Origin of the sequence: Granulicella arctica, assembly GCF_025685605.1 — a bacterium.
GTDB lineage: Bacteria > Acidobacteriota > Terriglobia > Terriglobales > Acidobacteriaceae > Edaphobacter > Edaphobacter arcticus.
This window is the reverse complement of record NZ_JAGTUT010000001.1, coordinates 1020716-1047664: the sequence shown is the minus strand read 5'-3', so window position 1 is coordinate 1047664 and position 26949 is coordinate 1020716. Positions and strand designations below refer to the sequence as shown.

20 protein-coding genes and 1 tRNA gene are annotated in these 26949 nt (G+C 58.7%); 7 read left to right on the top strand and 14 right to left on the bottom strand.

All coding sequences use genetic code 11. The features are described from left to right. Positions 1-52: 52 nt before the first annotated feature. The 10 genes from OHL20_RS04335 to OHL20_RS04290 form a co-directional block, all read right to left on the bottom strand. On the bottom strand, positions 53-970 hold the full coding sequence (locus tag OHL20_RS04335) for a type IV secretion system protein (RefSeq protein WP_263381985.1): 918 nt from the start codon (positions 968-970) through the stop codon (positions 53-55). Positions 971-987: 17 nt separating this feature from the next. After that, positions 988-1236: a hypothetical protein gene (locus tag OHL20_RS04330; RefSeq protein WP_263381984.1), complete on the bottom strand. Its 249-nt coding sequence runs from the start codon at positions 1234-1236 to the stop codon at positions 988-990. Between the two features lie 12 nt (positions 1237-1248). Further along, positions 1249-2034 carry a hypothetical protein gene (locus tag OHL20_RS04325; RefSeq protein ID WP_263381983.1) on the bottom strand — a complete coding sequence of 262 codons (786 nt, stop codon included), beginning with the start codon at positions 2032-2034 and terminating at the stop codon, positions 1249-1251. 23 nt (positions 2035-2057) lie between these two features. After that, on the bottom strand, positions 2058-2288 hold the full coding sequence (locus OHL20_RS04320) for a hypothetical protein (protein ID WP_263381982.1): 231 nt from the start codon (positions 2286-2288) through the stop codon (positions 2058-2060). Between the two features lie 26 nt (positions 2289-2314). Beyond that, a complete protein-coding gene (locus tag OHL20_RS04315) occupies positions 2315-3652 on the bottom strand; it encodes a TrbI/VirB10 family protein (protein WP_263381981.1) in 1338 nt (445 codons plus the stop codon). Between the two features lie 2 nt (positions 3653-3654). Further along, on the bottom strand, positions 3655-4485 hold the full coding sequence (locus OHL20_RS04310; protein WP_263381980.1) for a TrbG/VirB9 family P-type conjugative transfer protein: 831 nt from the start codon (positions 4483-4485) through the stop codon (positions 3655-3657). Positions 4486-4514: 29 nt separating this feature from the next. Beyond that, the gene (locus OHL20_RS04305) at positions 4515-6884 is read right to left on the bottom strand and encodes a VirB4 family type IV secretion system protein (RefSeq protein ID WP_263381979.1); all 2370 of its coding nucleotides are present in this window, start codon (positions 6882-6884) and stop codon (positions 4515-4517) included. Beyond that, positions 6865-7128: a VirB3 family type IV secretion system protein gene (locus tag OHL20_RS04300; RefSeq protein ID WP_058188582.1), complete on the bottom strand. Its 264-nt coding sequence runs from the start codon at positions 7126-7128 to the stop codon at positions 6865-6867. The genes OHL20_RS04305 and OHL20_RS04300 overlap by 20 nt, the downstream gene beginning before the upstream one ends. A 15-nt stretch (positions 7129-7143) precedes the next feature. Further along, the gene (locus OHL20_RS04295) at positions 7144-7488 is read right to left on the bottom strand and encodes a hypothetical protein (protein ID WP_114205617.1); all 345 of its coding nucleotides are present in this window, start codon (positions 7486-7488) and stop codon (positions 7144-7146) included. Between the two features lie 121 nt (positions 7489-7609). Beyond that, entirely contained in the window at positions 7610-8560 is a 951-nt protein-coding gene (locus OHL20_RS04290) for a LysR family transcriptional regulator (RefSeq protein ID WP_263381978.1), read from the bottom strand. Between the two features lie 341 nt (positions 8561-8901). Between OHL20_RS04290 and OHL20_RS25140 the strand changes: the two genes are divergently transcribed. Together OHL20_RS25140 and OHL20_RS04285 are read left to right on the top strand one after the other, a co-directional pair. After that, complete coding sequence (locus OHL20_RS25140; protein WP_396271602.1) at positions 8902-9171, top strand: helix-turn-helix domain-containing protein; 270 nt, start codon at positions 8902-8904, stop codon at positions 9169-9171. Positions 9172-9184: 13 nt separating this feature from the next. Further along, on the top strand, positions 9185-10306 hold the full coding sequence (locus OHL20_RS04285) for a tyrosine-type recombinase/integrase (protein WP_263381977.1): 1122 nt from the start codon (positions 9185-9187) through the stop codon (positions 10304-10306). Positions 10307-10377: 71 nt separating this feature from the next. Here the strand turns inward: OHL20_RS04285 and OHL20_RS04280 are convergent. Further along, positions 10378-10452 (bottom strand) — tRNA-Phe (locus OHL20_RS04280). 214 nt (positions 10453-10666) lie between these two features. On the opposite strand from OHL20_RS04280, the gene OHL20_RS04275 reads away from it, so the two are divergent. From OHL20_RS04275 to glgP, 3 genes are all read left to right on the top strand, one after another. Then, positions 10667-12280, top strand: coding sequence for an adenosine deaminase family protein (locus OHL20_RS04275; protein WP_263381976.1), 1614 nt, complete (start codon positions 10667-10669; stop codon positions 12278-12280). 16 nt (positions 12281-12296) lie between these two features. Further along, positions 12297-13283: a DUF1684 domain-containing protein gene (locus OHL20_RS04270; protein WP_263381975.1), complete on the top strand. Its 987-nt coding sequence runs from the start codon at positions 12297-12299 to the stop codon at positions 13281-13283. A 245-nt stretch (positions 13284-13528) separates the two neighbouring features. Then, positions 13529-15337, top strand: a complete 1809-nt coding sequence (gene glgP / locus OHL20_RS04265) for an alpha-glucan family phosphorylase (RefSeq protein WP_263381974.1) — start codon at positions 13529-13531, stop codon at positions 15335-15337. A 681-nt stretch (positions 15338-16018) separates the two neighbouring features. Here glgP and OHL20_RS04260 read toward each other — a convergent pair. From OHL20_RS04260 to OHL20_RS04250, 3 genes are read right to left on the bottom strand one after another with little or no spacing between them, the layout of a single operon-like run. Beyond that, on the bottom strand, positions 16019-19309 hold the full coding sequence (locus OHL20_RS04260) for an efflux RND transporter permease subunit (protein WP_263381973.1): 3291 nt from the start codon (positions 19307-19309) through the stop codon (positions 16019-16021). 2 nt (positions 19310-19311) lie between these two features. After that, entirely contained in the window at positions 19312-22464 is a 3153-nt protein-coding gene (locus tag OHL20_RS04255) for a multidrug efflux RND transporter permease subunit (RefSeq protein WP_263381972.1), read from the bottom strand. After that, on the bottom strand, positions 22461-23981 hold the full coding sequence (locus OHL20_RS04250) for an efflux RND transporter periplasmic adaptor subunit (RefSeq protein WP_263381971.1): 1521 nt from the start codon (positions 23979-23981) through the stop codon (positions 22461-22463). Before OHL20_RS04250 ends, OHL20_RS04255 begins: the two co-directional genes overlap by 4 nt. Before the next feature lie 191 nt (positions 23982-24172). On the opposite strand from OHL20_RS04250, the gene OHL20_RS04245 reads away from it, so the two are divergent. Together OHL20_RS04245 and pheS are read left to right on the top strand one after the other, a co-directional pair. Continuing rightward, on the top strand, positions 24173-25678 hold the full coding sequence (locus tag OHL20_RS04245; protein ID WP_263381970.1) for a UbiA family prenyltransferase: 1506 nt from the start codon (positions 24173-24175) through the stop codon (positions 25676-25678). A gap of 105 nt (positions 25679-25783) precedes the next feature. Beyond that, complete coding sequence (gene pheS / locus OHL20_RS04240) at positions 25784-26878, top strand: phenylalanine--tRNA ligase subunit alpha (protein WP_263381969.1); 1095 nt, start codon at positions 25784-25786, stop codon at positions 26876-26878. The last annotated feature ends 71 nt before the right edge of the window (positions 26879-26949 follow it).

Sequence of the window (26949 nt, the reverse complement as noted above, 5' to 3'; positions counted from 1 at the left end):
TAGCCAAACCCAGCTTCTTCAGCGCGAGAACATCCATCAGATACCAGAACATTTACGCTCCTCCCGCAACGGCTGCCGTTGAAGCCAATTTCCCAACGGCATTTCCGATGCTTCCCGCCATTCCAGCGGCACCGCCAAAGATGGCCTGGGTCATGCTCGGAATGAACAGCATATTTATGATGAAAGCGACGAAGACCATTAAGCAAGGGATCAGATTGGCGATCCACATATCCATCGAATAGTTGCCGTTGAAGGTCTGCTGGAGAAACCCGTTCATGAATCCGGCCCACACATAAATGAACGCCGCAGCGACAGCGCGAATCATGGCAAAGCTGATGAGGACATCGAGGAACTGGAAGAACTTTGCTTTGAAGGTCTGTGTCATGAGCAACGGCACAAAGACAGGACCAAAGAGCGCGGTAACCCCGTAAAGGATGAAGGCGCTGCAATTAATGACAAACAGAATGGCGGAAGCGAGTCCGAGCATGATCTGGACGAGTACGTAGCAGAGGATCTGAACCGGCGCGGTGAAGGAAGGCATGGACGTTCCATCGCCGGCGTTCTTGAGAAGCTGGAGCAACTGGTCAAGCGAATGCTGATCGAATGCCGCGACCATCGCCTGTGCGATGTAAGAAAAGAAGTGATTGATGCCGAAGCTAGCGCCTGGGAACGAGTTCACCCAGTAGTTCAGCAGCAAGCTGCACACGATGAGCTTGAGCAGGAAGTGGGTAAGGTCACCAGCACGCACGGGATGGTGATGCAGCCGAAACGTCATCGTACTGGTGTTCCAGTTGATGACCATGTTCACAAGGGTAAAGAGGGAGATGCAGCTCAGCTCCGTCCAGCCAAACTGGGTCAACGCGCCGCCGTTCTGCGTCGTGAGGTTGGTCAGGTTGTTGGTGAACTGGTAGAGCCAGTCCATGCCTGACGACGCGGACGGCAGTGCTTGTGCGAGAACGGCGATGCTCATATCGGTCTCCAGTGAAATCAGGGGATGTAGCTCTTCCAGGTCTTGCCTTCGTTACCAGCGGCAGAGTTGTGCCGCTTCTTGTCCTGCTCGACCTTCTTGCGGAACGCTTCATCTTCCTCGTTGCGTTCCTCGGCGTCGTGCTGTTGCTGCTGAAGGATGGCGGCAGTCTTATGAGCCTCATGGCTCTGGTAAATGACGGCGCTGCCGATGGCGGTCAGCGCCGCAAGGATCGCAAGGAGTAGTTTGGTGTTGATCGCTTTCAGCATCGCGTCTCCGAATCAGGGAAGATAGGTCTGCCAGGTGTTGCTTTCGTTAGCCGCGCTCACATTATTGGTTGAGCGTTGCTGCTGAACAAAGGCAGCGGTATTCAGGTCTTGCGCTGCGGCGTTCCGCTGCTGCATGTTCGTGACGGTCATCTGTGAAGCAAGGCAAGCCTGCAAGACGCCCTGTGACTGCATCTCGGACATCTTCTGTGCTTCCGCCGCATTGAGGAGATTGAGTTGTTCGACCTCTGTGTTCGTGCCATTGCTGATGTCGAGCTGCTGCGAGACGAGCGTGTTGTTTGCGGTGACGTTCTGTGTCCTCGCGCCCCTGTACTGGCCGACTGCGGTAAGGCAATCGGGGGAGATGGAGTCCGACGCCTCGATCATGGCCAGTTGTGAAAGCTGGGCACTACCCGGCGTCTGTCCTTGCAGATAGGTGGTTGTGTTCCCGCTGACCTTGATCGTTCCGGCTGTCCACGCCGTGGACGATGCGCTGGGCGAGTTCGTATTCAGCGCGATGCTCATACCGCTCGTCTCGCCAAACATATTCGCGACGTTGGCGTTCTTCATGGCATTCAAGGTGGTCTGCCACTGTTGCTTGATGGAGAAGTGCGTGATGTTGTTCTGGAGCATCTTGTACTGCGACTCCAGAGTCGTGAGCTGCGACACAAGACTGGCGTAGCTGGTCGGGTCGAAGACGATGTCGCCGATCCCGAAAAGAGCGAAGCTGGGTGTAGCGGTCAACAGGAGCAGACCGCCGGTTAGAAGATACTTGTTACGTTTCGTCATCACGAGTTTCATACAGCCTCCTTTGGGTGAAAGAGCTAGAAGCACTGCGGGCAGGTGGGGTCCAACCTGTCCAAGGAAAAGTGACGGATGTCGGTCACGATCTTGCATGGAAACTCCGTCACGGCGTCAACGGTCTGGATAAACCAATCGAGCGTGCTGGCTACAGAGCTACGGCCAACAGGCGAGAGGAGAAGAGTGAGAGCCAGCATGGATGCACTGACTGAGACAATGAGCCTGTTGCGTCTTGTAATCGTGAGTGTGGTCATGCGGTTTTCCTCTCTCACAAGAGCATTTACATGGTTGGATCGACGCGATGCTCCGCGTAGGAGGGGATGAGGATGTCGCGCCCGACGTAGACGCGGGCACGGGAACCTTCCTTGAGCGTGATGACAGGCAGCCGATTCAGGAAGTGGTTCAACACCTGCTCACCCTCGGTGGCCGACTGCTCGGAGATCCCGCTGCGTATCTGGGACGACGCTGTAAGCACACTTCCGTTGTTGCCGATCTGCGCCAAACCACCTAAGCCGCCTACGGCAGCCGCCGCGCCGAAGGCCATCAGATAGCCGTGATCTACCTTCGTTGCAAGGCCGGTCGTGCCGAGTGGGTCAAGGCCGATGTACTTGTCAAAGTCCAGTGAGAAGCCATCGGGGCAGACGGCCCGATGAAAGGTTACAAACATCTTTCGCTGCTGGGCATTGCCCACGCTCTGTACTGTGCCGATCAACCGCGTCCCCTGCGGCATGAGAAGCTGCTGATGATCGTGCGAGTAGTAGTCGGTGGTGAGCATGACCAGAATCGGGCCGCTCAACCCACCGTCAATATGGTTGGTGACAACCCCTTCAAATACTGTTCCCTCGAAGACACGATAAAGACGGCCCTGATAGTTATCGAAGTCGTATCCTGCCATCGCGTCGGCCTTGGACACAGCTTTGGCCTGTTGAGCGGAGGGCACCTGCACAACACCGGGCTTGTCGCTCGCGCCAGTGGGAGATGGACTGCTGGGAGTTTCCGCGGCCGTCTGGGAATGTGCCTCCTCACGCTCCCCCAATACAGCCGTTGCCGCCTGCGACGGGACGGCGGCACCGGCACCGGGCGTTGCGCCCGCGTGGGCGAAGTCGATAGCGACCGTATCGCTATTGATAGCGTCCTGCGCTTGTTTCTCCTTCGCTAACTGTTTTTGCTTGGCCTCTGCCTGAGCCTGGGAAACGTTCGATGTGTGCTGCGGCGCGTTTGGGCTATTGCCATAGATCGCATCGCGCTGCGCCGCTGTCATCGGCTGTGTGCCTGCTGCCTCTGGGCCGGGGACACTCTGTTCGGCCTGGAGCTGCTGCATCGCAGCGGCCAATTCCTGCTGATGTTGGCGCTCCTCCGCGTCTCGTTGGGCCTGCACCTGCTGCTGCGTCGAAAAACTGTTTACCTGCTGGGCATTCGGTGAAGCGGGGCGCATGGTCATTGCGCTTGCCGGGGCTGCTTTCTTGTTGCCGCTCAACAGGCTCGACACATTGGCGACGCCGATCAGGGCAATGATGACAACGAGGACTACCACTACGGGCATACCCTTCTTGAGTGGCGACTTCGCTTCCGGCTGGTCGGGGACAGTGGCGGGGGAATTCTGATTCGGCTCAGTCATGGCTAGTTTGCCCCTCCCACGCGATGAAACTCGACTTTCTGCTTACCGATGGCGAGATAACCGTTGTCCATCTGTTTCGGCACGGTGTACAGGCCATTGCTGAAATCGAAGTTGATGAGCGAGCCCTTCTTGTCCTTCACTTCATACAAGGCAGGCGTTTCTTGGAACTGTCCGCGCAGGTACGTGAATTTGTCATCGCGCCAGATTTGCTGAAGGCCAAGAGATTTGCCCTTCGATTGGTCCCAGGTGTAATCGAAGTGGAGGTTGCCGGGATATTGGCTCCTATATTGCTCGGCCTTCGTCTCTTCGGCCTTTAGCTCTGCTGCCTGGGCAGCTTTAGCGGTAGCTGCCTCCTGCTTGGCCTTGTCCAAATCAGCGGCAGGCACAAAGACAGGAAGCTGTGTCAGGCGATCCTTTGCCGCCTGGTCGCCGGGCGCGATGAAGACCTTGGAATCGAAGTGGGCATCCGGCTCGCTTGAGATTTCATGCAGCTGCAAGGTGTACTCGTTTCCGTGGTCAGAGACGATGTGGATGTCTGTCGATCCATTCGCAACCTTGGGCTTGACGCTGATGAATCGGCTGGCAACGTGGCCGCCATCGAAGACCCAATCCACGGTGTCGCCAGCGAAGACGTTAGCAACCTTCTCCTCAGCGGGAAGGACGATCAGTGTCGATTGCAGCAGGCCGGCGCGAATCACAGGAGGCGTGTCCGCCTCGGACACGGTGACGGTACGAGGCGCATTCGGTTGGAGAGGATGTGTATCGGCGGCATGGCACTGGGTAGAGGCCAGCGCGAGTCCGGCGGAGACGACGATGGGGATAAGTGGTTTCATGGCACTGGCCTTTCTGGTTTGGGAATTGGTTACACAGTCTCTCCCTGGGCAAAGCGATCGATGCCCTCGGTGAGACCGTACTTTTCAATTAGCTTCGACCGGCGCACCCGGTCCTTCGGCTTGGTGGAGAAGGTGGCGTAACTGCGCTTGTCGAGGTTCAAAGTGACGACCTTGGTGATGCCGTCGCGACGCATGTAGAGACCTTCGCGGTCCTGCAAACTCTCAAAGAGCGCAATCTGCTGTTCGTTCATCTTGAACAGCTCGGCATACCGCTTCCGATTGAAGGTCGCGTCCTTTAGGAACAGGAACGACGTGCAGGAGTTGACGATGCTGTCTGCGTTGGCACCTAGATCGTCTGCGGACTGGCCGATCATGGTGACGCCGCCAAGGTTCTTGCGAACGGTCTTGATGGAAGCGAGAGCGCCGTCAAGCAATTGCTTGTTCTTCATCGAAGAGAAGATCTCTTCGATGAGGATGTGTTTGGGAACGCCCAGATTGGCGGGGTTGTACAGAACGTCATTGATACGCCGGAGGAGCCATACCATCAGCGGCTCGATCAGGTCGGCATACTGCTCGTTGTTCACGCCCTGGAAGTCGAAGCATTGCAGACGCGACAGCGAGAGGCTGTCTTCGACGTTGTCGAAGACGGCGTTATAGATGCCTTTCCCAACCCACTTCGACAGATAACGGTCGAGTTTCTTCGGCAGAAACAGATTGGACAGACGGCGGTTCTCTGGGTCGAGCAGGTACATATCCTGCACGGCCTTATGGATCACATCGTCGTCTTCCGGCTCCAGCTCCGCGCCGCCATTGGTGAGCAGGAGTTTGATAAACGAGTAGAGAAACTTGATATTGCTTTCGGTCGGCTCCAGGGCGAACGGATTCACACGCGGACCGTCTTTGCCTACGCGATCAACCTTGCCGCCGTACAGCTCCACCACGCTTTCGTAGCTGCCGCCGATGTCGAAGATGTAGGTGAAGCCACCGTATTTCTGCTCCAGGGCTACGGTGGCGTTACCCACCACGCTTTTTCCTGACCCTGTGGGTCCGATGATGAGCATGACGCGTACGCCGTCCACATACACATCCTGAAAGAACGGGGTCCGGGTACGCGTCTCGAAGATATTGAGGTACTCGTTGTCGAGGTCTTCCGAGTGGGGATGGCCGATGTGCGGAGCGAACACAGAGGAGAGCCGCGCGTGATGGTCCTCCGCCAGCCATAGCGGAAAGACATTGAACTTGTGATTCCCGGGAAACATCGCATAAAAGGCTGACAGGTTGCCAAGGGTCTCCTCCATCACCTGCGCTCGGGCATCGACGAAGATCCGATGGACAGCAGGGACGGTGTTACGCAGCTGCTCTTGGTTGCGGGCTGCCAACAGCAGCCGCAGGGAGTATTCGCCCTGGGCCTTCTTGTCGAGCGAGCGGATGACTTCGCTCAGGTCATCGACATTGATATTGGCAGCCTTCGCACCCGCCCCGGTTTCGAGCGAAGCGGTGTCACGCCCGCTCATCACGCGGGTCAGTACACCGACCTTGAAAAACGAGATGAACTTCTCCTGTGCGTCGATCTCGCTGCGGGCGGAGGTAGTGGATTTCACCCTCCAGGTCGAGCACAGGACGCTGTCGCAATCGAGCGTCAACAGGCTGGAGAAGAGGCAGGGTCTCGACGCTTCCGGCGTCGTCTTCAGCGAAAACATCTGCACATGGCGCTTGCCGACCTGGAGATAATCACTGTGCCATGCAATCGGAGTTTTCACGATCTGCCGGTCCACACCGGCATCGCTGCTAAGCTGATCCTGTTGCGCCCATTCTTCAAGGTTGAATAGATAGCTGAAGAACTGGAAGGTTTCGTTCTTACCCAGAAGCTGCAAGCCAATGGCGCTGCCAAGATGACTCTGAAGGATGGTTGCGGTCTTCTCAAGGTCTGCTAGCATCCGCGACGTGTCTACGGCGTTTTCCTGCGGCTTCCGCTCAAACGCTTTCACCTTAGACGGCTCCAGCGTGAGGCACCAGTGCAGGTCGATACGGCGGAAGCCCGCCGTCTTCTCAAGGAATATCAGGCGATCACTCGCGAATACCTCCGTGGCAGGGTTCGGGTACCTGGCTTGACGCGGAAGATCGAACCCCGACATCACACGGGTGTACTGGTAAAGGCACGATCCCTCCGGCAGGCCGCGCAACGAGCCTTCGATGGATCGCATTCGCGACTCAAGCTCCTGGTCGGTCAAGCCCTCTTCGTCGATGCCGGTGAGAGCGAACAGGCATCCGTAACCGCCGCCCTTGAGGGCGAAGATGTCTGGCCCGACAAAGCGCGCAATCGGAACGATGCTGCACGCCGCTCCTGCCTTGGCGAACCACGGAGTATGTTTGAGCTGCTCAGTGTTTACGCGGGTCATAGTAGCTCTTCTGGTTGAGGCTGAGGCCCCACAGTTGGAACATCTTCGGGTGTTTACGGACGATGAGCCATGCGCCGACCGCAAGCGTCGGGAAGGCCAACATCGCCAACAAGCGAAAACCAACGAGGAAAACCGTTACGCAGACGAATACGATCGCCATCCATGCTGTAAGATCGAGACCAAGCTTGGCTCTCGGTCGATTCAGCGCTTGATTGATTGGTAACGGCTCTCCCCGCTTGGTCATGGTCGATGTCACCTCCTACATCGACTGCCCGGTTAAGGATCCGATCCAGCCAGCTCCCCAACCGAGAACTCCGGCACCGAACAATGCGCCGAAGAGCCCTGGAATGGCATCCTGAAACCGACCGCTCATCATGCGGATTCCGGCGAAAATCAGACCGCCGAAACAGATAACGGCGCCCGCATATATTGCGAAGGTCTTAAACGTTCCCATGAGCGTTTGCGCTCCTGAGAAGTCCATCGTTCCCTGGGCGTGAGCAACACCTGCGAAGGCGAACGCGACAAGCGTTGGCCCCATCACACGCGCTGCGTGGAGTAGTTTTCGATGAAGATTGTGTGTTCGGAAGCATGAACGAAGTGGCATTGGCATTCTCCTGATGGCGTATTCGCTTCGCCATGAGTGAAACCTAAAGCCGCTTCATCTCCTCGTCCAACAGTTCCTATCTATTTCGCCACACATTTTGTCTATGGCTACGGTCACGGGCTCAACCGAGCAACTCTAGTTGCTCGGGATGTCGCGTCTTCGACGGACGCTTGCTTCTCCTCGAAGCTGACCAGGTCTGCTGAAAGAATCGTTCGATGAATGGGAGCGCGACATGATCCATGTGGCTCGCATGAACAAAGGCGGTATCTGCCGTCCAATTGACACCCGCAATTGGTCGCGTAATTAAGCCAGGATCAAGAGGCGTTAGCTGGTCGATCAGCGCAAGACCGTAGCGCTCTTTAACCATCCATTGAATCTCTGAGGGAGTGCGAGCGGCGCAGGCTAAATGAATCGGGATGCCTACTTCCTTGAACATTTCTACCAGTCGTGTATGTGCCGAGGGATGCAGCTCTGGGTCGCGGAATATTGTGATGCGTTCCGCTACTTCATGAATGTCGAGTTGCGCACGATCAGCGAGTACATCATCGGACCGCATGCAAACCACTAAGGGAGACTGAGCGATCTGCTGAACGTTGTAGAGAGTCGCATCCACTGGCAGGGGAATAATCGCACAGTCGAGCGCCCTGGCATCGAGTCGTTGCAGGCACAGCAGAGGATCGCCGCTCCACAGGTGAATGACGCATCCGGGGAACATCCCTTCATAGTTCTCTCGAAATCTCTCGAGGAGCTTCGCATTGATGAAAGAGGAGAAGCCGAGGCGCAACGGTGGCACCTCATTGCGCTGGACAGCGAGGGCCATTGCCAGAGTTTGGTCCCACTCTCTCAGCGTGTTCTCTGCAAAGGTCGCAACTATGCGGCCCGCCGAGGTGAGCTTTAGACCATTCTGCAAACGGACGAATAGCAAGAGATCAACGGTGTCTTCGAACTTTCCGATTTGAGAACTGAGTGATGACTGTGCGACGAAGACTTGTTCAGCAGCGCGGGTAAAATTAAGCGTCTCAGTGGCCGCCTTGATGTATCGGAGGAGACGAAATGTGAGGGAATCTGACATCGGCCTTGATACTCCACTGGCTTTCGTCGATCCCACAGGCCCAAGCATCGGCTGTGGAAAAACCTGCGCTAAAACCTATTCTTGGCAACAAATCAAAAATGTCAATTGGGCTCTTCGCGGAGACCGGACTCCTCGAGGTAACCGTCTGCATATCGTCTTGTGCCGTAGACATAGACAAAAACTGTGGCGAAATCGAAAAGAAGTATTGGACTGAAGTTCGCGGAGACTTCACGCTTGAAGCTGATCGACAACGCGAGGTGCCGCATGGGAAATACTTCTGAGTTGGTTCCGTCCTTCGATCGCCACCCCAGCAACTTCGACAACCGCCAGCGTTTGCGTGGATGAAGAAATCCGTGTGCGGTCTCAAGCAACGGATCGGAGGCACAATGCTCTACCAAAAGACGACTGAGTTGGTGTCAAATGGAGTCATTGGAAGGCGGCTCCTGAACGTCAAGGAGGCAGCCCAATACCTGGGCCTTGAAGTAGACACGGTCTACAGAAAGTCCCGGTTACGGGAGGTCCCCTGCGTCAAGGTCGGTCGTGCGTTGCGGTTCGATATGCGGGCGTTAGAACGCTACATCGAGCAACACACAATCGAAACCATTGACTAAAGGAGAAGCAGATATGTCTGTTCTGAAGAAGGAAAAGGGAGTTTATGAAGTTCGTTGGCGCGAAGGAGGTCGCCATAAGAGCGCAAAGGTTCACGGCTCAGACGAACTCGCGAAGAAGGTAGAGCGTAAGAAGCTCTCGCTGCGCGATGAGAACCGGCACCTCGATGTAAGGAAAGAGGTCAATTACAGCATGTCGGATTTGATTGATCGGTACTGGCTGCATTACGGAAGCAAGAAGGCTTCTGCGGATCGAGAGAAGAGCATCGTGGAGGGCATTCGGGCTGAGTTGGGTCGGATGTTCGTGCGGGAGGTGGACGGTGTTGACGTCCAGCGCTGGTACGAAAACCTCACGAGCAAGCGGGGCTTGGCGGAGAACACTGCCGTACGCCACTTCAACGTCATGCATCATCTGATGAAGAAGGCTTCGACCATCTGGTCCAAGGAGACTGGTCTTGAACGTAATCCAGCCGACATGGTTGAGGTAAGGCGTCCCGACGATTCGCGGGAACGCTTCCTCTCGAAGGAAGAACTCGAGAGACTAAAGGTGGCCCTTGACGAAAGGATGTTTCGGAAAGGAACCAAGGACCTCAATCAGACCAATCTACGGATGCGGCTGATTGTATTGATCGCTGTCTCCACCGGGATGCGCTCTTCCGAGGTTCATCGGCTCCGCTGGTCGGACGTGCTGTACCGCGAAGAGCTGATTGCAGTGAGAGCAAAGTTGAAAAAGGGTAAGGAACGTTACGTGCCCATGACGTCAGAGCTAGCTGAAGAGATTCGGCGTTACCCTGCGGTGATCGGTGAAGATCGCATCTTCCCGCCAACACGGGGTGAAAAGAGTGGAAGGCAAAGACTGGAAGGGAGCTTCGAGGATGTACTCACACGAGCCCAGATTCGAAACTTCTGGTTCCACGATCTGCGCCACACCTTTGCGTCCTGGTACATGATGAACGGTGGCGATCTCTACGAACTCGCCAAGCTTCTCGGTCATTCGAACATCAAGATGACAGAGCGTTACGCGAAGCTTGGACGTGCTCATATCACCAAGACCGGGACAACGGCCAAGGTGCTCTGGAGCATGATGGAGTCGAAGCCGGAAGAGCAGGGAGCAGTACAGGTAGGAAAGTTCGCGTAGCCGAGATGTACGCTATTTGTACGTCGGGCTAAAACACGAACTCTTTGGTTGCCGCTAAGTTCTTTAGAATGTGGTGGCCAGAGACGGGATCGAACCGCCGACGCCGGCCTTTTCAGGGCCGCGCTCTACCACTGAGCTATCTGGCCTTGGCAACTGCAAACCGCGCTTCGGGACCGCCAAGGTCGTCCGGGCACACTCTCTCGCCTTAATCCTTGCCTCCAGTCGGAACTGTTCGGGGGATTTCCGCCACTGACAGGAGCCAGCAGCTCAGGCGCTCCCTAAGTATAGCAATGCAACGCTCTTCCGCCAAACCCGCTGTATCCTTATCTTCATTCCGCTATCCAAGATTGAGGACGTCTCATGCGCCGCCACCTCCGCCTCACCCTGCTTCTCTTAGCTGCCCTGCCTTCCTTTGCTCAAACAAGAGCCGCGCAATCGCCGCAGACGCAGCGCGCCATCCGAGCCTTCGACGCCGCAAAAGCAAGCCCGCTCGAGCTCAACGCCTTCCTCGTTCGCATGCCCAAAGGCGCTGACCTCCACATGCATCTCTCCGGAGCCGTCTACGCAGAAACCTTCATCCAGAACGCTGTCGCTGACAATCTTTGCATCAACCCGACAACCCTGAGCCTTACCAAGAATATCGGCACCACGCGCAGCCTCCCACCCCAGGCCGTCTGTCCCGAGGGTCAGGTTGCCGCAGCCACCACGCTCAAGGATCAAAAGCTCTACGACGATCTCGTCGACGCCTTTTCGATGCGCAGCTTCGTTCCTACACCCGGGACGAGCGGTCACGATCAGTTCTTCGCCACCTTCGCCCGCTTCGGTGGTCTCAAGGATCACGCCGGCGAATGGCTCGACGAGGTCGCCACCCGCGCCGCCAATCAGAACGAGCAGTACCTCGAGATCATGCAGTCCCCGAACTTCAACGCCGCAGCCGGCGCGGGCAGGGAACTAGGGTGGCCTGCCACCCCCTACGACACCGCCCTCAACCCCGCCGGCGATCCCACTGGAACAACTCCCGCAGAGCTGGCCCACCTTCGCGACCAGCTCCTCGCCAACCCGGCCTTCCGCGGCAACATCGCGCAGGATCAAAAGGACCTCGCCGACTCTCTCGCGACCCGAGCGCACATCGAGCACTGCGGCACGCCTGCCGCTACTCCCGCCTGCGCCGTCCAGATCCGCTTTCTCGGTCAGGTCCTCCGCGCCTTTCCGCCCGAGCAGGTCTTCGCCCAGACCCTCCTCTACTTTGAACTCGCCTCCGTTGACCCCACCGTGGTCGGCATCAACTTCGTCCAGCCCGAGGATGCCCGCCTCGCCATGTCCGAGTACCACCGCCAGATGCTCATGCTGGACTACCTCCACACCGTCTATCCCAAGGTCCACATCTCCCTCCACGCCGGCGAACTCGCCCCCGGCCTCGTCCCGCCCTCCGGTCTCCGCTTCCACATCCGCGAGGCCGTCGAACTCGGCCACGCCGAACGCATCGGCCACGGCGTCGACATCATGTACGAGAAAGATCCCGACACCCTCCTCAAGGAGATGGCCGATCGCCACATCATGGTCGAGATTAACCTCACCTCGAACGACGGCATCCTCGGCGTCACCCTCAACCACCACTCCCTCCCGGCGTACCGCAAAGCCCACGTCCCCTTCGCCCTCTCCACCGACGACGAAGGTGTCTCCCGCATCAACCTCACGCACGAGTACGCCCGCGCCGCCACCGACTTCAGCCTCAGCTACCTCGACCTCAAAACCGTGGCCCGCACCTCGCTCGAGCACAGCTTCCTCGCTGGCCCCAGCCTCTGGCAGCAGCCCGACAACTTCACCCGAACAACCTTCGCCTGTGCCACCCAACCCGTCGGAGCCGAAACCCCAAATGCAACCTGCCAGGCCTTCTTGAGATCCAGCGACAAGGCCACCCAGCAGTGGGAGCTCGAGCACCGTTACAAAGTCTTCGAGTCAACGCTTCCTTAGCCCGTCCCAGGCGCACATGAAAAAGCCAACCCGCATCTTCCTACTCCTCACCCTCTGCCTTATCCTGCAAAAGACGCCAACCCACGCATACACGATGACCGACCACAAGCCAGAAGAATCCGCCGACCCGCAGCCCCGCTTTCTCACCACGCAGGCCGTTGCCTCAAACCACCCCGATCCCTCCTATCTCCTCACCCTCGATCGCTGGCGGAAGGACCACGCCGCAGCCCTCACTCAACCCGACGGCTGGCTCTCTCTCATCGCCCTTGAATGGCTCAAGCCCGGCGATACCACCGTGGGTTCAGCCCCCGGCAGCAGCCTCCGCCTCGAGCATGCCCCACCCCACCTCGCCACCTTCCGTCTCACCGGGAACACCGTATTGCTCATCCAACCGACCGGCGGCTTCCCACACGACGCCACCCTCAATGGCCATCCAGTCCTCTCGGTCCCAGTCCCCCTCGACGCCGAATTCCAGAGCGGAACCTATCTCATCGTCCTCATCAAGCGCGGCGACCGCCTCTACCTCCGCGTCAAAGACTCAGCCGCGCCCACCCGTCAGGCCTTCCGCGGCCTCCACTGGTACTCCCCCGATCTGCAGTACCGCGTCACCGCCCGCTGGGTCCCCTCCGCCATGGCCGGCAACCTCGCGGTCACCAATGTCCTCGGTCAGCTCAGCCACGAGTCCTCACCCGGCATGGCCGAGTTCACCCTCTACGGCCAGACCATCCGCCTCTTCCCCATCATGGACGGCGACTCGAAGAACACCCTCTTCTTCATCTTCCGCGACACCACCAGCAACAGCCGTACCTACGGCGCGGGCCGCTTCCTCTACACCGGCCTGCCCTCAAATGGCCTCGGCCGCACCGGCACCATCGTCCTTGACTTCAACCGAGCCGAAAACCCGCCCTGCGCCTACACCCCCTACGCCACCTGCCCCCTCCCCCCTCAGCAGAACCGCCTCACCCTTCCCATTCCAGCAGGCGAGCAGCGCTACCACGACTAAATAGCTCCTTGCCCGAGCTGTATAGACAGCTCGCCCGCAGGTAAGGAATCTGTAAAAGCCAACAAATCTCATTAGTTTTTGTTGTCCTTTGATAAACTATCTCGAATACCCGCACAACCTTCTCCTCCGATCGTCGGTTCGTGAACCACACGAACCAGCCGATAGGAGAAAGGAAGAAGCGGAAATCAGCCATTACCCGATGAGTTCGGAACAACCTCCGGACCTCCAAAGGAATCCCCGACTGCATGATCCTCCCCGGTGCTGCACTCTCTACTCCCTCTCCTGACCTCTCCCAGCGCGAAGTAGCTTACTTCTCCATGGAAATCGCCCTCTCCCCAGCCCTGCCGACCTACTCCGGTGGCCTTGGTATGCTGGCAGGCGATACCCTCCGCTCCGCCGCTGACATCGCCGCGCCCATGGTCGCCGTTACGCTGGCGCATCGCCGCGGCTACTTCCGGCAGATGCTGGACAAGGTTGGACAGCAGACCGAGAGCGACGTCCCCTGGACCCCTGAGACCACGCTTCCCCCCGCCGCGCAGACCGTCACCATCACCATGCAGGGACGCGAGATCACCGTCCGCGCCTGGCGCTTCGACGTTGTCGGCGTAACCGGTCACATCATCCCGGTCTTCCTCCTGGACACCAACATCGAGAGCAACACCCCCTACGATCGTCAGCTCACCGATCACCTCTACGGCGGCGACACCTACTACCGCCTCTGTCAGGAGACCGTTCTCGGCCTCGGTGGCATCGCGCTCCTGCACGCCCTCGGCTGCCAGCCCGCCGTTTACCACATGAATGAGGGCCACGCCGCGCTCCTCTCACTCGCTCTTCTTGAAGATCAGCTCAAAGGCGCGCCCCTCAACACAGCTTCCGAGAGTGACGTTGCCGCTGTCCGTCGCCAGTGCGTCTTCACCACGCATACGCCCGTACCCGCCGGTCACGATAAGTTCGGCCTCGACCAGATGCTGCAGGTCCTTGGTCCCCAGCGTTCCGGTGCCCTCGAAGCTCTCGGCTGCCTCCACGAAAATCTGCTCAACATGACCTACGTTGCCCTCCGCTTCTCCCGCTTCGTCAACGGAGTCGCCATGCAGCATGGCAAGGTCTCGCAGCAGATGTTTCCCGACTACAAGGTCACCGCCATCACCAACGGCGTCCACTCTGCCACCTGGCTCTCCGACTCCATGCAGGAGCTTCTCGACGCCGAAGTCCCCGCATGGCGCGTCGATAACCAGTACCTCCGCTCCGTCTACGGCGTCGCTCCCGAGAGCATCGCCGCTTGCCATCACAAGGGCAAGCAGCGCCTCTTCGATACCGTCGCCAAGCGCACCGGCGTCCAGTTCAACCCCAGCGTCCTGACCCTCGGCTTTGCCCGCCGCGTCGCTACCTACAAGCGCGCCAGCCTCCTGCTCCACGATCCAGCCCGCCTCTGTAAGATCGCCGAGAAGATCGGTGGCCTGCAGATCCTCTACGCCGGCAAGGCCCACCCCGCTGACGCAGCAGGTAAGGGACTCATCCGCGATGTCTTCGCCGAAGCCGCGCACCTCAACTCAAGCTTCCTCAAGATCATCTATCTCGAGAACTACGACTGGGATCTCGGCGCACAGCTCACCCAGGGCGTCGACGTCTGGGTCAACACACCGCGCCGTCCCTACGAGGCCTCAGGCACCTCCGGTATGAAGGCCGCACTCAACGGCGTTCCCAGCCTGAGCATCCTTGACGGTTGGTGGATCGAAGGCTGTGCCGAGTCCGTCACCGGCTGGGCCATCGAAGACGCTGAGACGGAAGCCCTCGAAGCAGAAAGCCTCTACAGCAAGCTCGAAAACGCCATCGCTCCGCTCTACGCCAAGCCTCATAGCTGGGCCCGCATGCAGCAGCACTGTGTCGCCATGAACGGCACCTTCTTCAACACTCACCGCATGCTCCGTCAGTACTTCACCAACGCCTACTTTCCCCAGACCCTCGTCACTAAAGAGGCAGCCGCAAGCCCTATCGTCTCCTCCGACGCAGTAAAACCAGTCCCCGTCCGCGAGTCAGTTCTGGTCCAGGCATAAAGCAGGCTTCAAGCAGTAGAAAAAGAGGCAGCGGCCACAAGCCGCTGCCTCTTTTTCCGGTCATTCAAAACCTGTCAAGCCCTACTCCCCGCAAATCGCATAAAGCCCAGCAAAAGCGCAAGAAACAGCAAAAAAGAAGTGGACTATCAGTTACCCCCAATCCACTAAACTGTTAATAGGGCTAAATAAGTAAACGACCTGCGCGATGCAGCACAGCTTCAGCCGCACGGGAACGTCAAGGTCTGCTCTTGAAGCCTTGTTACTCAGAACTCCGAGCCGGTCTCGTCCGTTTAAGGCCATGGCTTCAGCCATGCCACGGTTTATCGACGGAAACCCGGCACTAGCCGCTGAGGTACGTCCCTCCTGTTTGCATCGCTCGGCAATTCTTCAACGGCATCGACGAACAGCGTGCAGAAGTCGGCCCCTGTTAGAGATGAAGAGGACGCACTGGTCACTGGGGTAGAGGCCCGCCCTATACCAGCCTGGGGCAACGCCTTGGATTCAAGCAGCCTAATCACCAAAGGGCTGAAAGCCTGACCTAAGTTCTTAGTGCACAAACCAACTTGCATCGAATGAGTACTTTGCAGCTAACTCCAATGCAATGAATACTTTGCGTTGAGCTGGAGGTGTAAACCATTCATTAGAATAGGCTTAGGGTACCCAGCAAATTGAAAAGTTCCACTAGTCCCCGGCAACTGCGTGCGGAATAGCTCCAAGTCCAAGCTTCTTGCGCCCGGCAAACCGAACCCGCAGTCCGTCAAAGAACAGATACACCACTGGCGTAGTAAACAGCGTAAGCGCCTGCGAGACGATCAGCCCGCCGACGATCGTAATCCCCAGCGGCCGCCGCATCTCAGAGCCGGTCCCCGTACCAAGCGCCAGCGGCAGACCACCCAGCATCGCCGCCACCGTCGTCATCATGATCGGCCGAAAACGCATCAAGCAAGCCTTGTAGATCGCCTGCTCCGGCGTCAGGCCATGCACCCGCTCTTCGACCAGTGCGAAGTCGATCATCATGATCGCGTTCTTCTTCACGATGCCGATCAGCAGGATGATCCCGATCATAGCGATCACGCTCAGGTCCACCTTGCACAGCAGCAGCGCCAGGATCGCACCGACGCCCGCCGAAGGCAGCGTCGAAAGAATCGTTAGTGGATGAATAAAGCTCTCGTACAACATGCCGAGCACGATATAGACCGTCACCAGCGCCAGCAGGATCAACACCGGCTCCGACGATAGGGAGTCCTTGAACGCCTGCGCCGATCCTTGGAATCCGCCATGAATCGAAGCTGGCATCCCGATCTCGATCCGCGCCCGCTCGATCGCCTCCGTAGCCTGGCTCAGTGACTCGCCCGGCGAAAGATTGAACGACAGCGTAGTCGCCGGCGACTGCGACTGGTGATTCACCACCAGCGGAATCCGCTGAGCTTCAAAGTGCGTCACGGCCGTCAGCGGCACCATCGCACCCGTCGTGCTCTTTACGTAAATGTTCTTCAACGCATCCGGGTCGCGCTGAAACTCCGGCGAGACCTCCATCACCACGTGGTACTGGTTCAACGGCATGTACGTCGTCGAAACCTGCTCCTGCGAAAACGCATCCGACAGCGTCTCGTCGATGGTCAAAGGCGAAACGCCAAGCCTGCTCGCCGTATCGCGATCGATCACAAGCTGCGCCCGAAGCCCCTGCTGCTGCTGATCCGTCGCAATGTCCTTGAGCTCCGGCAGCTTCTCCATCGCGTCCTTCAGCTTCGGAGACCACTCGTTCAGATCCTTCAAACTGTCCGTAGTCAGCGAATACTGATACTCCGTAGCCGTATTTCGCCCACCGATTCGAAGATCCTGAAACGCCTGCAGGTACAACATGACGCCTGGCACCGTCGACACCTTCGGTCGCAGCCGATCCAGAATCACCTCGGCCGTATCGCCCGTTCGCCGCCGCTCCTCATCCGGCTTCAGCGCCATAAACATGAAGCCCGAGTTGCTGTTCCCGCGCCCGCCCGCGAACGCCACCACGTTCTCGATCCCGCGGTCGCCCTGCACCGTCGCCGCAAGATCGTGCACCTGCTTCTTCATCGTGTCGAACGAGACGTCCTGCTGCCCCTGGATCTGCCCGCCGATGCGCCCCGTATCCTGCTCAGGAAAGAAGCCCTTCGGCACCAGCGTATACAGATACACGTTCAGCACAAACGTCAGCACCGTCACCGTCAACACCAACGGCCTATGTCGCAGAACCCATGCCAGACCAAGCTCATACTCGGCCGTCATCCAGTCCAGCACGCGGCCGCCCAGCACGTAGAACCAGCCATGTTTATGCGTCCCATGCGCCCGCAAAAACTTCGCGCTTAACATCGGAGTCGTCGTCAGCGAAACCACCAGCGACACCATGATTGCGACCGACAGCGTCACTGCAAACTCACGAAATAGCCGCCCGACAATCCCGCCCATCAGCAGGATGGGAATGAACACCGCGATCAGCGAGGTGCTCATCGACAGGACCGTAAACCCGATCTCTTTCGATCCCACCATCGCCGCCCGAAACGGTGTCATGCCATCTTCGAGATGGCGGCTGATGTTTTCGATCACGACAATCGCGTCATCCACCACAAACCCGGTCGAGATCGTCAGCGCCATCAGGCTCAGGTTGTCAAGCGTATAGCCAAGCAGGTACATCACGCCAAACGTTCCCAGCAGACTTAGCGGCACCGACACGCTCGGAATCAGCGTTGATCGCACCTCGCGTAGGAACAGGAACACGACAAGAATTACCAGCACGATCGACAGCGCCAGCGTCCGCGTCACATCCGTTACTGAAGCCCGAATCGTCACCGTTCGATCCAGCGCAATGTGCAACTGAATCACCGGCGGAATCGACTTCTGCAATCGAGGCAGCATCTCCTTCACATTGTCGACAGCCTGCACCACGTTTGCATTCGGGCTCTTGAAGACGAACACCATGATCGCTGGCTTGCCGTTGAAGACGCCGCTCGTATGGATGTCCTCAACGCTATCCGTAACACGCGCGACGTCCTGGATGCGCACCGCGCCGTGATCGACCGCCGCGCCCGTCTCACGAGCAGCAACCGCAGTCGCAACCGGCGCGACGCTCACAGCCGTAGCCGCAGAAGCCGGTAATCCGGAAGGAGCAGCCGCCGAGCTCACCGGCCCACGATCCGTCGCCACGACCAGCGGCGCATAAGCCGCCGCCCCAAAGAGCTGGTCTGTAGCGCCCACGCTCCAACGCTGGTCGCCGCTCTGCAGATAGCCCTTCGGCTGATTTACATTGACCGTGGAAATAGCCGCCCGCAGTGCCTCTAGCCCCAGCCCATAATGCGCAAGCTGCGTAGGATTCGCTTCGATCCGAACCGCCGGCTTCGCACTGCCACCGCAGTAAGCTTGCCCAACACCCGCAACTTGCGCGATCTTTTGCGCCAGAATACTGTCGCACGCGTCATAAAGCTGTGGCACATTCAACGTGTCCGAGGTCAGCGCCAGAATCAGGATCGGCGAGTCCGCAGGGTTGATTTTGTAGTACGTCGGATTGCTCGGCAGGTTCGCCGGCAGCTGGCTCCGCGCCGCATTGATCGCCGCCTGCACATCCCGCGCCGCTCCATTCACATCGCGTCCCAGATCGAACTGCAGCGTAATCCCGACCGCGCCCGCAGAGGACGAAGAGGTCATCTCATTGACGCCCGCAATCTTGGCGAACTGCCTCTCAAGCGGTGTCGCTACGGACGAGGCCATCGTCTCCGGATCAGCACCCGGAAGACTTGCACCCACCGAGATCACCGGGAACTCGACCTGCGGCAGACTCGACACGGGTAGCAGCTTGTAAGCCACCATACCCGCAAGGATGACGGCCACTGAAAGCAGCGAGGTCGCCACCGGGCGCTTGATGAACGGGGCAGAAAAATGCACGCCGTCTCCGGTCATCATCCGCTCAGCTAAAGACGGTTTAGGTGTCTCTTCATTCATCGCTAGTCCGCCGACACTGCATGATGCTCTATCTCAACCGCCGCTGTCTTCTTGTTCAAGCGCCGCCCGATCCGATCAAAGAACAGGTACACCACCGGCGTCGTGAACAGCGTCAACACCTGCGAAACGATCAGCCCGCCAACGATTGTGATGCCGAGTGGTCGCCGAAGCTCCGATCCCGTCCCCGTACCGAGCGCCAGCGGAACACCGCCAAGCAACGCCGCCATCGTCGTCATCATAATTGGCCGAAAGCGTAGCAGGCAGGCCTGATAGATAGCCTCAGTCGGCGTCATTCCATGATCCCGCTCCGCCTCAAGCGCAAAGTCGATCATCATAATGGCATTCTTCTTCACGATGCCGATCAGCAGAATGATGCCGATCAGCGCAATCACACTCAGGTCCACATGAAAGATCAGCAGCGCCAGAATCGCGCCAACACCCGCTGAGGGCAGTGTCGAAAGAATCGTGATCGGATGAATATAGCTCTCGTATAAAACGCCCAGCACGATGTACACCACGATCAGCGCCGCCAGAATCAGCAGAGGCTCGTTCTGCAAGGAAGCTTCAAACGAAGCCGCTGTACCCTGAAACCGCGCGTTTACACTGGCCGGCATTCCCAACTCATTCTTCGCCCGATTGACCGCCGCTACCGCATCGCCGATCGACTTGCCCGGCGCCAAATTGAACGAGATCGTCGAGGCAGGGAACTGACCCTGGTGGTTGATGGCCAGCGTCGTCTGCCGTGGCTCAAAGCGGGTAAACGTCGAGAGCGGAACCTGCGTTCCATTTGAACTTTTCACATAAATACGGTTCAGCGATTCCGGGTTCAACTGGAATCCCGGCGCAACCTCCAGCACCACGTGATACTGGTTCAACTGCGTAAAGATCGTCGACACTTGTCGCTGTCCAAACGCGTCATCGAGCGTGTCGTCGATATTCTGCGGCGTAATTCCGAGTCGGCTCGCCGTGTCGCGGTCGATCACGAGATGCGCCTCGAGCCCATTCATCTGCTGGTCACTCGCCACATCCGTCAGCGTTGGAATGTTCCGCAGCTTCTCCACCAGCCGATCCGACCAATAGGACATCTCCTCGGCGTTTGCGTCCTCGATCGAGTATTGATACTGCGTCCGGCTCACACGATCCTCAACCGTCAGATCCTGCAGCGGTTGTAAATAGCATTCGATTCCGTCGACCTTCGCTACGCGTGGCACCAGTCGACGAATCACATCTACCGCGGAGGTAGATCGTTTCTCACGGTCCTTCAAATTGATCTGAATGCGCCCACTGTTCAGCGTCGTGTTCTGCCCATCGATGCCGATAAAGGACGACAGACTTTCCACGTCCGGGTCCTGCAAGATGACCTTTGCCAACTGTTGTTGCCGCAGCGACATCGCCTGGAAACTGATCGTCTCCGGCGCCTCCGTGATCGCCAGCAGCACACCCGTATCCTGCACCGGGAAGAAGCCCTTCGGCACAATTACGAACAGCACCACGGTCAGTACGAACGTCCCGAGCGTCACCAATAGCGTGAACGTCTGATGCCGCAGCACCCACCGTACGCCCACCGCGTACCGTGCGATCACGCGCTCGAAGAATCGCTCGCTGACCTGGTAGAACCAGCCCTGCTCCGACTCCGGCTTATGCTTCAGCAGCTTCGCCGCCATCATCGGTGTCAGCGTCAGCGACACCAGCGCAGACATCAGAATCGTCACCGCCAGCGTCACCGCAAACTCGCGGAACAGGCGGCCAACAATGTCTCCCATAAACAGCAGGGGAATGAGCACCGCAATCAGGCTCACCGTCAGCGAAACGATCGTGAACCCGATCTGCTCCGAACCCTTCAAGGCAGCCTCAAGCGGCGAGTCACCCTCCTCCAAGTAGCGCGAGATGTTCTCGATCATCACGATCGCGTCATCCACCACGAAGCCTGTCGAGATCGTCAGCGCCATCAATGAGAGATTGTTGAGGCTGTACCCCAGCAGGTACATGATTCCGAACGTCCCCACGATCGACAGCGGCACCGCGACCGAGGGAATGATCGTCGCGGCAATCGAACGCAGGAAGAGGAAGATCACCATCACGACGAGCGCAATGGTCAGCATCAATTCAAACTGCACATCCTTGACGGACGCACGAATCGTATTCGTTCGATCCGTCAGCACCTGCAGCGTAACGCTCTTCGGCAAAGTCGTCCGCAACTGTGGCAGCAGCTTCTGTACTTCGTTCACGACGCCGATAATGTTTGCGCCGGGCTGTCGCTGAATGTTCACGATGATCGCCGGCTGCAGCGTCCCCGTCCGGCTGGTCGCTCCCTTGGGAGCAGCCGTCCCCATCCACGCCGCCTGGTACAGGTTCTCCGCGCTATCAATCGCGTTTGCCACATCCGACAGCCGCACCGGCGACCCATTCCGGTACGCAATGATGACGTTGTTGTAGTCCTTACTGGAGAGCAACTGATCGTTCGCCTCGATGGTGAACGCCTGCTTCGCCCCATTCAAGCTACCCTTCGCCTGGTCCACATTGGCGGAGCCAAGCGCCGTCCGCACATCCTCGAGGCTCAGCCCGTAACCCGCCAGCGCCGTAGGATTCGCCTGGATGCGCACCGCCGGCTTCTTCCCCCCGGCAATCGACACAAGGCCTACGCCTGAGAGTTGCGAGATCTTCTGCGCCAGTACCGTATCTGCTAAATCTTCAACCTTTGAGAGCTCAAGCGTATCCGTCGTCAGCGCCAGCGTCATGATCGGCGCATCTGCCGGGTTCACCTTGCTGTACACCGGAGGATTCGGCAGGTCCTTCGGCAGATAGCTGAAGGCCGCATTAATCGCCGCCTGCACATCCTGCTGCGCAATGTCGATGCTCTCGTTCAGTGAGAACTGCAGCGTGATCACGCTGCCGCCGCCTGAGCTGGTCGACGTCATCTGGCTCAGCCCGGGGATCTGTCCGAACTGCCGCTCCAGCGGTCCTGTCACCGACGAAGCCATCACCTCCGGACTAGCTCCCGGATAGAACGTCAGCGTCTGGATCGTTGGATAGTCCACCTGTGGCAGCGCCGATACCGGAAGCTGCAGGTACGCCACCGCACCGGCAAGCAAAATGGCCACCATCAGCAACGAGGTGGCCACCGGCCGAAGAATAAATGGCCGTGAAGGGCTCATTGCCGACGCCCCTGGGTTCCAGCCGGAGCCTGTGTCGTTGCCGGAGCCTGAGTCCCCTTGGGACTAGGAGTCGGCTGCTCCGCCTTGCGTCGCGACAGGCCCGGTACGTCGATTGACGTCATATCCGGAGCCGTCGATGCAGGTGGCGGTGTCCGCGCCCCAATTCCCGCAATCTTCTTTGGAGCGGCATCCGGCTCACCCAACCTTGGGATCACGATGCTGCCCGCGACCAGCTTCTCTTGCCCATCCACCACAATCTGGTCGCCGGGCTGAAGTCCACTCGCCACGATAAGTTGCGCTCCCTCGGTCACATCGATTCGCACGGGCTGAGCGACGACATAGTAGCCCGAAGGATCGGGAGGCGTCGTGCTCTTCGGCGCGTCCTCCTTCACATCCTTCCGTAGTCCCGGCGGAGGGATGCCCTGCTTCACCACATAGACGAAGCTCCCCTGCGTTCCCGTCTGCAACGCCGCCGCGGGGATCACGATCGCTCCCTGTCGTTGCTCGAGCACAAGTCGAATATTCACAAACTGATTCGGGAACAACGCCCCATCGGCGTTCGCAAATACAGCCTTCACCTTGTCTGTGCCTGTCGTCGTGTCGATCTGGTTGTCCAGAGTAAGCAGCGTTCCCGTCGCGAGATGGGTCGCGCTTGAGCGGTCGTACGCCTCTGTCGTTAGCCGCACGCCTTCACGTGTCAGCTTGAAGACCTCCGGTAACTGATCCTCCGGCAGCGTAAAGATCACCGAGATCGGCTGCAACTGCGTCACCACCAACAACCCCGTCGTATCCGCCGCATGGACGATGTTGCCCGGATCAACCTGCCGCAACCCCACCACGCCATTGATCGGCGACACAATCTTCGTGTACGCCAAGTTCACTTTGGCCGCCTGGATCGCCGCCCGATCCGCCTGGATCGATCCCGCTGCCTGCCCCGATAGCGAAATCTGCGATTGCTCGCTCTCCTTCGACACCACACCGGCCTCGCGCAGCGCGGTGTAGCGAGCCGCCTCCGTCTGCGCGTTGTTCGCCGTAGCCTGGTCCTTTGCGAGTTGACCCTCAGCCTGCGCCACCGCAGCCAGATACGGGCTCGGATCAATCTCCATCAACAACTGACCCTCTTTAACCGTCTGTCCCTCGCGCACCGTAACCCGGAGCAGTTGCCCATCCACGCGCGGCTTGATCGTCACGGTGTTGTAGGCTGTCACTGTTCCCAGCGCTGTCAGGTAGACGGGCATCGTCTTCCGTTCGACAGCCGCAGTCAGCACCGGTGTGGGACGGTCGCCCATCGACTCCATCCGCGCGTTCTCAGCCTCCTGGTCCGAGGCGTTGCGCTTGATCTTCCAGGCCGCCGCTCCAATGATGAGCACCACCGCAAGCAGCACCATGATCGTGCGCAGGAGCCCCTTGGCTTTGGATTGTGGCTTTGGGCTCTCCGGCACGGAGGTGCCAAACGTCGGCGCGGATTGGCGTGTTTCGGTACTCTGAGTTTCCGATGCGGACAGCTCTGACGGCATGTTCAGCTTTACCCTCTGGATTTAGTGATTGCGTGCTCGACCGGTCCTGCAGGCATCTCTTCAACATCTACGTGTCGATTGGCCTATCAGTTCCGAATCATTGTCAATCGTCTATTCCCGGCTTGGCTCGGCGGGGAACAATGGCGACTCAATCTTTACCTATAGTTATCAAGACTAAATGATAATGGGGTATGCCGCTTCACCAAGCCTCCCCTTCACCTGACCTCATGCCCGGCACGCACCCTCTCTGCGTCGACCTCGACGGAACCCTCGTCAAATCAGACACACTCTTCGATTCCGTCCTCGCCATGGCGCGCCAGCACCCCACCGCCATTCTGCAATTGCCCAAATGGTTGAGCCAGGGTAGAGCCGCTCTGAAGCGCAACATCACCGCCAAGGTCGAACTTGACGTCGTCCATCTTCCCTACAATCGGGAGCTCCTCCAATATCTTGAGCAGCAGCACGCCACTGGCCGTCCCATCTATCTCGCCACCGCGGCGGACACCGCGCTCGCCGATCGCGTCGCCGCTCATCTTGGTCTCTTCGCCGGCGTTCTCGCCTCCGACGGCACCACCAACCTCGCTGGCAAGAACAAGCTCGCCGCCTTTCAGGCCCGCTTTGGCGATCAGTTTACCTACATCGGCAATGCCTCTCCCGACACCATCCTGTTGTCGAACTGCCTCGATCCCATGGTCGCCAATCCGACCAGCGGTCTTAAAGCAGCTCTTCGCAAGGGAAACATTACCCCGGCCCGCTTCTTCATCGACGCACCCTCGCCCCTCAAGGCCTGGCTGAAGGCCATCCGCCTCCATCAATGGGCGAAGAATGTCCTCATCTTCCTGCCCCTGCTGCTTGCGCACGAATGGTCAGCCGGACCCATAGTCGGCGCACTCGTCGCCTTCCTCAGCTTTGGTCTCTGTGCCTCCGCAACCTACATCGTCAACGACCTCCTGGACCTCGAAGCCGACCGCAGGCACCTCAAGAAGCGTCGTCGCCCCTTCGCCGCCGGTGACCTGTCCATCCCATCCGGCATCGGTGTCGTCGTACTCTTTCTGGTCTCCTCGCTCGTCCTCGCCATTCTCCTGCCAAACATCGTCGACGCCATTTCTCCGTCGCACAGCCTCATCTTTCCGTACAAGTTTCTTCAGTGGCTTGCCATCTATGCCGTCACCACCTCGGCCTACTCCTTCTCGCTCAAGCGCATGGCCCTGGTCGACGTCATCGTCCTCTCCGGCCTTTATACGATCCGCATCCTCGCGGGATCAGCTGCTACCGGAGTCGCGGTCTCCGCCTGGCTGGGCGGCTTCAGCATCTTCTTCTTCCTCTCGCTGGCCTTCGTCAAGCGCTTCGCCGAACTCGAAAGCCTCCGCCAGCGCGAGTCCGCCCCCACCCAGATCATGGGCCGCGGCTATCACGTCTCAGACCTGGAACAGCTCCGCAGCTTCGGCTCCGCCAGCGGCTATGCCTCGGTCGTCGTCCTCACGCTCTATATCTCGAACATCAACGCGGTCGAACTCTACGCGCACCCAAACCGTCTTTGGCTTCTCGTTCCCGTTCTGCTCCTATGGATCAGCCGCCTTTGGCTTCTCGCCTCCCGAGGCCAACTCGACGAAGACCCCGTCGTCTACGCGATCACCGACAAGCGAAGCCTCCTCATGGGCTTCCTGGTCATCCTCATCGTCTTTGTCTCTCTGTAAAGAGGCGTCTGTCCACGGTCACGTACTTTGGTGTCGCAGTGCGAAGGCGCAGATCCTGAGAAGGACCATTAACCTTTTACAATTCGTTTACTCTGATAGCTGTCCATGAACGAAGCCATTCCACAACTCGACTCCTTCGATGAAGCCGCCCTCGAAGACGCCTTTGCCACTCTCACCAAAGAGGTCCACGAAGCTGCTACCACTGAAGACGCCGAAACCTTTCGGCTCCACTGGCTTGGCCGAAAGCAAGGTCGACTGAAGCTTGTCAGCGAAGCATGGCTCAAGTCCGCCCCGCCCGAGGCGCGCAAGCCCCTCGGGATCCGCTTCAACCAACTCAAGCAGCAGATTGAGCAGACTTTAGAAGCTCCAGCAACTGTCAAGGCCGTCAGCCAGGGGATCGACATTACCCTGCCCGGCACCCTTCGGGCTCCCGGTGTCCCGCATCCGCTCCTCAAGACGATGCACGAGATCGTAGCCGTCTTCCACCATCTCGGCTACTCCACGAACCTCGGCCCGCAGGTTGAAACCGACTTCTACAACTTCGAAGCCCTCAACTTTCCCCCCAACCACCCCGCCCGCGACACGCAGGACACACTCGTCATCGCTAAACAGCAATCCCGCCCGGCACGCGATCGCCTCCTCATGCGCACGCACACAAGCCCCGTCCAGATTCGCACCATGATCGATCAGGCACCCCCGATCCGCATCGTCATCCCTGGCAAGGTCCACCGAAATGACGCCGCAGACGCTACACATTCGCCCATCTTCCACCAGGTAGAAGGCCTCTGCGTCGACACCAACATCACCTTCTCGGACCTTAAAGGTACGCTGGACCACGCTATGAAGGCTCTCTTCGGCTCAGGCGTCAAGACACGCTTCTTCCCCAGCTTCTTCCCCTTCACCGAGCCCTCCGCCGATGTCCAGATCTCCTGCATCTTCTGCAATGGCAAAGGCTGCCGCAAGTGCAAGCACTCCGGCTGGATCGAATTGCTCGGCTGCGGTATGGTGGACCCCGCGGTCTTTGCGGCCGTCGATGAACAGCGCACCGCGCAAGGTCATCAACCCGCATACGACCCGAAGAAGATCACCGGCTTCGCCTTCGGCATGGGCGTTGAGCGCATCGCCATGATCCAGCATGGCATCTCTGACATTGGCCACTTCTACTCCGGCGACATGCGATTCCTGGAACAGTTTGCGTGAAGTAGATTTCGGGATATAAGCAAAATCTATAACGGATCATGCCTATCCGCATGGTAGCTTTTATTCATCGT

Bases quoted from the DNA above. Each gene is read 5' to 3' on its own strand.
- OHL20_RS04325 (WP_263381983.1), bottom strand. From the start codon at position 2,034: ATGAAACTCGTGATGACGAAACGTAACAAGTATCTTCTAACCGGCGGT.
- pheS (WP_263381969.1), top strand. From the start codon at position 25,784: ATGAACGAAGCCATTCCACAACTCGACTCCTTCGATGAAGCCGCCCTC.
- OHL20_RS04315 (WP_263381981.1), bottom strand. From the start codon at position 3,652: ATGACTGAGCCGAATCAGAATTCCCCCGCCACTGTCCCCGACCAGCCG.
- OHL20_RS04275 (WP_263381976.1), top strand. From the start codon at position 10,667: ATGCGCCGCCACCTCCGCCTCACCCTGCTTCTCTTAGCTGCCCTGCCT.
- OHL20_RS04270 (WP_263381975.1), top strand. From the start codon at position 12,297: ATGAAAAAGCCAACCCGCATCTTCCTACTCCTCACCCTCTGCCTTATC.
- glgP (WP_263381974.1), top strand. From the start codon at position 13,529: ATGATCCTCCCCGGTGCTGCACTCTCTACTCCCTCTCCTGACCTCTCC.
- OHL20_RS04320 (WP_263381982.1), bottom strand. From the start codon at position 2,288: ATGACCACACTCACGATTACAAGACGCAACAGGCTCATTGTCTCAGTC.
- OHL20_RS04300 (WP_058188582.1), bottom strand. From the start codon at position 7,128: ATGACCAAGCGGGGAGAGCCGTTACCAATCAATCAAGCGCTGAATCGA.
- OHL20_RS04285 (WP_263381977.1), top strand. From the start codon at position 9,185: ATGTCTGTTCTGAAGAAGGAAAAGGGAGTTTATGAAGTTCGTTGGCGC.
- OHL20_RS04305 (WP_263381979.1), bottom strand. From the start codon at position 6,884: ATGACCCGCGTAAACACTGAGCAGCTCAAACATACTCCGTGGTTCGCC.
- OHL20_RS04245 (WP_263381970.1), top strand. From the start codon at position 24,173: ATGCCGCTTCACCAAGCCTCCCCTTCACCTGACCTCATGCCCGGCACG.
- OHL20_RS04290 (WP_263381978.1), bottom strand. From the start codon at position 8,560: ATGTCAGATTCCCTCACATTTCGTCTCCTCCGATACATCAAGGCGGCC.
- OHL20_RS04310 (WP_263381980.1), bottom strand. From the start codon at position 4,485: ATGAAACCACTTATCCCCATCGTCGTCTCCGCCGGACTCGCGCTGGCC.
- OHL20_RS04295 (WP_114205617.1), bottom strand. From the start codon at position 7,488: ATGCCACTTCGTTCATGCTTCCGAACACACAATCTTCATCGAAAACTA.
- OHL20_RS25140 (WP_396271602.1), top strand. From the start codon at position 8,902: ATGAAGAAATCCGTGTGCGGTCTCAAGCAACGGATCGGAGGCACAATG.
- OHL20_RS04255 (WP_263381972.1), bottom strand. From the start codon at position 22,464: ATGAGCCCTTCACGGCCATTTATTCTTCGGCCGGTGGCCACCTCGTTG.
- OHL20_RS04330 (WP_263381984.1), bottom strand. From the start codon at position 1,236: ATGCTGAAAGCGATCAACACCAAACTACTCCTTGCGATCCTTGCGGCG.
- OHL20_RS04335 (WP_263381985.1), bottom strand. From the start codon at position 970: ATGAGCATCGCCGTTCTCGCACAAGCACTGCCGTCCGCGTCGTCAGGC.
- OHL20_RS04260 (WP_263381973.1), bottom strand. From the start codon at position 19,309: ATGAATGAAGAGACACCTAAACCGTCTTTAGCTGAGCGGATGATGACC.
- OHL20_RS04250 (WP_263381971.1), bottom strand. From the start codon at position 23,981: ATGCCGTCAGAGCTGTCCGCATCGGAAACTCAGAGTACCGAAACACGC.